At 65.9% G+C, this 5,550-nt stretch carries 6 protein-coding genes; 1 reads left to right on the forward strand and 5 read right to left on the reverse strand.

Annotated features, from left to right (window positions below; genetic code table 11):
* Positions 1–147 precede the first annotated feature (147 nt).
* The 3 genes from QZ332_RS12925 to QZ332_RS12935 form a co-directional block, all read right to left on the reverse strand.
* Positions 148–1,212, reverse strand: a complete 1,065-nt coding sequence (locus tag QZ332_RS12925; protein WP_295766168.1) for a DUF4179 domain-containing protein — start codon at positions 1,210–1,212, stop codon at positions 148–150.
* Complete coding sequence (locus tag QZ332_RS12930; protein ID WP_295766170.1) at positions 1,196–1,684, reverse strand: RNA polymerase sigma factor; 489 nt, start codon at positions 1,682–1,684, stop codon at positions 1,196–1,198. The genes QZ332_RS12925 and QZ332_RS12930 overlap by 17 nt, the downstream gene beginning before the upstream one ends.
* A 137-nt stretch (positions 1,685–1,821) precedes the next feature.
* Positions 1,822–2,208, reverse strand: coding sequence for an immunity 22 family protein (locus tag QZ332_RS12935; protein WP_295766172.1), 387 nt, complete (start codon positions 2,206–2,208; stop codon positions 1,822–1,824).
* 183 nt (positions 2,209–2,391) lie between these two features.
* Between QZ332_RS12935 and QZ332_RS12940 the strand changes: the two genes are divergently transcribed.
* On the forward strand, positions 2,392–2,949 hold the full coding sequence (locus QZ332_RS12940; RefSeq protein WP_295766174.1) for a PhnD/SsuA/transferrin family substrate-binding protein: 558 nt from the start codon (positions 2,392–2,394) through the stop codon (positions 2,947–2,949).
* On the opposite strand, the gene rbr is transcribed toward QZ332_RS12940, so the two are convergent.
* Positions 2,946–3,557: a rubrerythrin gene (rbr, locus tag QZ332_RS12945; RefSeq protein WP_295766176.1), complete on the reverse strand. Its 612-nt coding sequence runs from the start codon at positions 3,555–3,557 to the stop codon at positions 2,946–2,948. The two genes, QZ332_RS12940 and rbr, sit on opposite strands and share 4 nt — an antisense overlap.
* Before the next feature lie 68 nt (positions 3,558–3,625).
* On the reverse strand, positions 3,626–5,550 hold a 1,925-nt coding region (metG, locus tag QZ332_RS12950; protein WP_295766178.1), incomplete at its 5' end, for a methionine--tRNA ligase.

Below are 5,550 nucleotides of genomic sequence, written 5' to 3' on the forward strand. Positions count from 1 at the left end.
AAACCCAGGAAGGGTTTCCTGCGCGATTTAGATCAAGAAGTTTTCCGAACTTTTTAAAAGTTCGGAAAACTTGCTCAGCTTGGCGAAAAGACTTTTTCGCCAAGCTGAGGGCCGGGACGCTGAAGCGTCCCGGCCCTTGTTTGCGTCTTAGTCATGGGGGATGCCGTAGACCACGCCGCCCACGGAGATGCCTGCCATGTCCTCCAGGGGGACGATCTCATCCAGGACGCGGCCCTTGGTGCAGCGGGAGACGTCGGCGTCATAGTCCGGCGTGATGCCGCCGCCGGAGCCGCTCAGGTCGATCACCGTGCCGTCGGTCTTGGTCAGGAGGATCTCGACGTCCTCCATGAACCTGCCGGACTGCCGTCTGCCTTCGGGGCTCTGCTGTCCGCTGGGGGCGTCGTCCCAGACCACCGCCTCGTCCGCCGTGTAAGCGGCCCGGACGGCGATGGGGGAGACGGTCACCTCGTCGATCGTGAAGGTGATGCCGTCCTGAGAGAAGGTCTCGCCGCCGCCCAGACGGACGGAGCAGTCCTCGTAGTCCACCTCGAAACGGAGACGCCACTTGCCGGGATAGAGGATCTCGTCCCGGTCCGACTCCGCCTCCCAATAGCGCAGGTCCTCGAACTCCGCGTGGGCGGTCCCCTTGGTCAGGGGCACATCGGAGCTGACGGCCTCCACCATCTGGATCTGGTCGTCCTCCGGGTCCTGGTCCACGAACCAGGAGCTGCCGTAGGCCCCGCCCCGGGCCCAGCTGGCCCCGCCGAAGCCGCCCATCATCAGCCCGGTGCTCTCCAGCGTCCCCCCCTCCGGCAAAAAGCGCTCCCCGTCGTCCCGGCGGAGGGTGTAGACGATGACGGCGTTGTACTCGTCTCCCATGATGGCGTCCGCCGTGATGGTGATCCCGTTGTCGCTGTCACTGGCCCCGATGGGATGGCCGATCTTGTCGATGACCTCCGTCTGGGCCACGGCCCCGCCGAAGAGAGGGGCGAAGACGTCCGCCGGCGCGGGGAGGATCCCCGCCGCGCTGGATCCCACCGCCAGCACCGCCGCCATGGCCGCGGCGGTCAGGGCCGCGCGGAACACCGGCCGGCGGCGCTTCGCCGTCCGGCCCCGGGCGGCGGAGGCGGCGCCCTTGGCCAGGGCCTCCTTCTGCTCATCGGTAAAACGCAATGCGCTCATCTCCTTCTTGTAATCAGACAGATCGCTCATAGTCCATACCTCCTAAGATATCCCTGAGCTTCGCCCGGCCCCGTGCCAGGCGGGTGTGTACGGTGGCGGTGGGCACGCCTAAGATCTTGCCGATCTCCGATGCCGGATAGCCCTCGTAGTAGAAGAGGTAGATCGCGGTCCGGTAATGGGCGGGCAGCTCGTCCACCGCCGCCAGGACGGAGCCGTCCCCCGTCTCCGGGGCGGGGACCTCCAGCACCGTCTCCAGGCCGCAGGTCCGCCTGCGCCAGGGGCTTTTCAGCAGGTCCTTGCAGGCGTTGGAGGCCATGCGGAGGACGTAGGCCCGCTCGTGCGCGGCGCTCTCGAACTGCCGGGGCTCCGTGAGGAGCTTGACGAAGACCGTCTGGCAGATGTCCTGGGCGTCCTGGGTGTTTTTCAGATAGGCGTAGCTGAGGCGGAGGATCGCGTCGGCATAGGCGTTCACCAGCCGTTCCGCCTGCTGGTTCGGGTCCATGGTATCAACTCCTTTGGAGCGCGCTCATAATGGATACGATCGGGAGGGGCGGATACTTTCGATCGGAGGGGGATCTTTTCAAAAAAAGGACCGCCCCCGGCGCGGACGCCTGGGACGGTCTGGGGGACGGGGCGGGTTCAGCGGTCCAGGTAGGAGAGGGAGGCGATGAAGCGCACCGGCGCGCCGGGGACGTAACGGCTCCCCTCGAACTGATAGTCGTAGACCGCGATGATCGCGTTGTAGGACTGGTCGAAGCCCTTGGAGTACAGCTCCGCCAGGGAAGCGGCCAGGGCCTCGCCCAGGGGCTCCGCCACGGTGGCCGGGTCCTGGGAGGCGGTCGTCATCTCGTAGTCGAACACGTCCGGTTCGAAGGGCCAGAGATCGCCGTTGAAAAAGTCCTGCGTGAAGGACGGGACCGTGTTGCCGTCCTCGTCTTTCTGGAAACGAGCCTCCGCATAGGCCGCCAGAGCTTCTTTGTCCTCAAAATTGCCGAGCCAGATGGAGACGATGCCTTCTTCTTCCATGGTGATCCTCCTGTTTTATGTAGTGACAGCGGGGCCCCCGGAGCGTGGGAGCGCCCTTGCGCGGCGGGCGGGGATGTGGTAAACTAAAGGCCGACCCTGCCGTTCATACTAATATACCAAAAACCAGGCGGCTTGTCCATAAAAAAACCGGCGTTTTTTCGCCGGACCGAAGAAGGAGTTTTCATGAAACGGTATCTGTCTTGGTTCTGTGCCCTGTCCCTGCTGATCTTGTCCGCCTGCGTCCCGGCCCCGGCGGAGGAGCCCGCCCCGCCGGAGACGGAGGGCCCCATCGAACTGGAGTCCCTGGCGGTGGAGCTCCGCCGGGACGGCGTCTCCGCCCAGGACCTGGCCCGGGCCGCCCGGGAGCTGCCGGAGCTGCTCAAGGCGGCCCTGGCGGACCAGGGGGTGGAGGCGGGGACCGTGACGGTCAGCGTGGGATCTTCCCCCGCGGCCGCGGTCCAGGCCGTCAGCGAGGGCGGCGTGGATCTGGCCTTCCTGCCGGAGGCGGAGCTGGCCGTGCTGGAGGAGGCCCCCAGGCGGCTGCTGTCCGCCGTGCCGGCGTCCGGAGAGGCCCCGGACGCCATGGCGGTCATCGTGCGCCCGGACGACGAGACCTTGTCCGGGGAGACGTTCGCCGCGGCCCTGGCGGCGGCGGTGAACGGCCTGCGGGAGGAGCAGACGGTGTTCGGCCCGTACGACTATGCCTGGGCCGGGCCGGAGGAGGGGGCTGCCGGGGCTTAGCCCTTCAGGACGTCCCCGCCGTAGGGGGCCATCTCCAGGCGGATGAAGAAGCCCTGGTCGTGGGAACAGACGGGGCAGGACTTGGGGGCCTGGAGCCCCTCCTGGATGTGGCCGCAGTTCAGGCACAGCCAGCCGCACTTGGCGTCGGAGACGAAGAGCTTCCCGGCCTCCAGCAGGTCCGCGAACGCGCCGAAGCGGCTGCCGTGGGCCCGCTCGATCTTGGCGATCTGCTCGAAGGAGGAGGCGACCTGGGGGAAGCCCTCCTTCCGGGCGGTGTCGGCGAAGCTGGGGTAGACGGGGTCGAACTCCTCGAACTCGTTGTGCTGGGCCATGCGGAGGAGCTTCGCCACGTCGTTGGTCAGATCCACGGGATAGCCGCCGTCGATGTGGACGGTCTCCCCGGCGACCTCCTTCATGTGGTCGTAGAAGATCTCGGCGTGCTCCTTCTCCTGGTTGGCGGTGAAGGTGAAGACGGCCTCCAGGACGTGGAGCTGCTGCTTCTGGCACAGGCCGGCGGCGAAGGTGTAGCGGTTGCGGGCCTGGCTCTCGCCGGCGAAGGCGCGCATGAGGTTTTTCAGGGTCTCGCTCTCTTTCAGGTTTTTGGACATGGAAATACTGCCTCCCTACTTTTTAGAGTATGGAGGCAGTATTTCCTTTATATGGGAGGTTTATACGTTCAGCACAGCTTCGCTCCGGCGGGGATGGCGTCGTCCACCATGATGAGGTGCAGGGCCTCCTCGCCCTTCTCCTTGTGGACGGCGGAGATCAGCATGCCGTTGCTCTCGTGGCCCATCATCTTCCGGGGCGGCAGGTTCACGATGGCGACCAGCGTCTTGCCCACCAGGTCCTCCGGCTCATACCACTTGTGGACGCCGGAGAGGATCTGCCGGTCCACGCCGGTGCCGTCGTCCAGGAGGAACTTCAGAAGCTTCTCGCTCTTTTTCACCGCCTCGCAGGCTTTCACCTTCACGACGCGGAAGTCGCTCCTGCAGAAGGTGTCGAAGTCCACCTTCTCCTCCAGCTGGGGCTCCAGCTCCACGCCGGGATCGGTCTGCTTGGCGGCCTGTACGGCGGCCTCCAGCGCCTCCAGGGCCTTGTCCATGTCCACCCGGGGGAACAGGTTCTCGCCCTTGGCGACGGCGGCGGTCTCGGACAGGGAGCCCCATGCGGCGGCGGACTCCCAGGTCTGGCAGGAGGCGTCCGCGCCGATCTGGGCGAAGAGCTTGTCCATGCTCTCGGGCATGAAGGGGGTCAGCAGGATGCCGCAGATCCGTGCGGACTCCAGCAGGTCGTAGAGGACGTGGGCAAGGCGGGGGCCATTGGCCTCCATGTCCTTCGCCAGGGTCCAGGGGGCGTTCTCGTCGATATACTTGTTGGCCCGCTGGATGACCTTGAAGATCTCGGCCAGGGCGTTGTGGGGGGCGAAGGCGTCCATGGCGGCGGCGTAGTGCCCCCGGAGGCCCGCGGCCAGGGACTCCAGCTCCGCGTCGAAGGGGACGGGCTCCGCCCAGGAGCGGCAGCCGGCGGGGAGCCTGCCGCCGAAGTATTTGCCCACCATGGCGGTGGTGCGGGAGACCAGGTTGCCCAGGTCGTTGGCCAGGTCCGTGTTGATGGTCTGGATCAAGAGCTCGTTGGAGAAGTTGCCGTCGGATCCGAAGGGGAAGGTCCGCATGAGGAAGAACCGCAGGGCGTCCACGCCGAACTGCTCGGCGAGGATGTAGGGGTCGACGACGTTGCCCTTGGACTTGGACATCTTGCCGCCGTCCAGCAGCAGCCAGCCGTGGCCGAAGCACTTCTTGGGCACCGGCTCGCCCAGGCTCATGAGCATGGCGGGCCAGATGATGGAGTGGAAGCGGACGATCTCCTTGCCCACGATGTTCACGCCGGGCCACCAGCCCTTGTCGTAATCCTCGTAGCGGCTGTTGCAGTAGCCCAGGGCGGTGATATAGTTGGAGAGGGCGTCCACCCAGACATAGACCACATGGCCGGGGTCGAAGTCCACGGGCACGCCCCAGGAGAAGCTGGTCCGGGAGACGCACAGATCCTCCAGGCCGGGGTCGATGAAGTTGCGGACCATCTCGTGGACGCGGGAGCGGGGCTCCAGGAAGTCGGTGTCCTCCAGCAGGTGGCGGATCTTGTCGGCGTACTTGCTCAGGCGGAAGAAGTAGGCTTCCTCCTCCGCGTCCTGGACCTCCCGGCCGCAGTCGGGGCACTTGCCGTCGACGAGCTGGTTCTCGGTCCAGAAGGACTCGCAGGGCTTGCAGTACTTGCCCTTATAGGTGCCCTTATAGATGTCGCCGTTGTCGTGCAGCTTCTTGAAGATCTTCTGCACGGACTCGACGTGGTAATCGTCGGTGGTGCGGATGAAGCGGTCGTTGGAGATGTTCATCAGCTTCCACAGGTCCTTGATGCCCCGGGGGCCCTCGACGATGCGGTCCACGAACTCCTGGGGGGTGACCCCGGCGGCTTCGGCGATGTCGCCGATCTTCTGGCCGTGCTCGTCGGTGCCGGTGAGGAACATGACGTCCTCGCCGATCAGGCGGTGATAGCGGGCCAGGGTGTCGGTGGCCACGGTGCAGTAGGTGTGGCCGATGTGGAGCT

The organism is uncultured Oscillibacter sp., assembly GCF_910584465.1.
In the GTDB taxonomy this organism is placed as follows: Bacteria; Bacillota; Clostridia; order Oscillospirales; family Oscillospiraceae; genus Oscillibacter.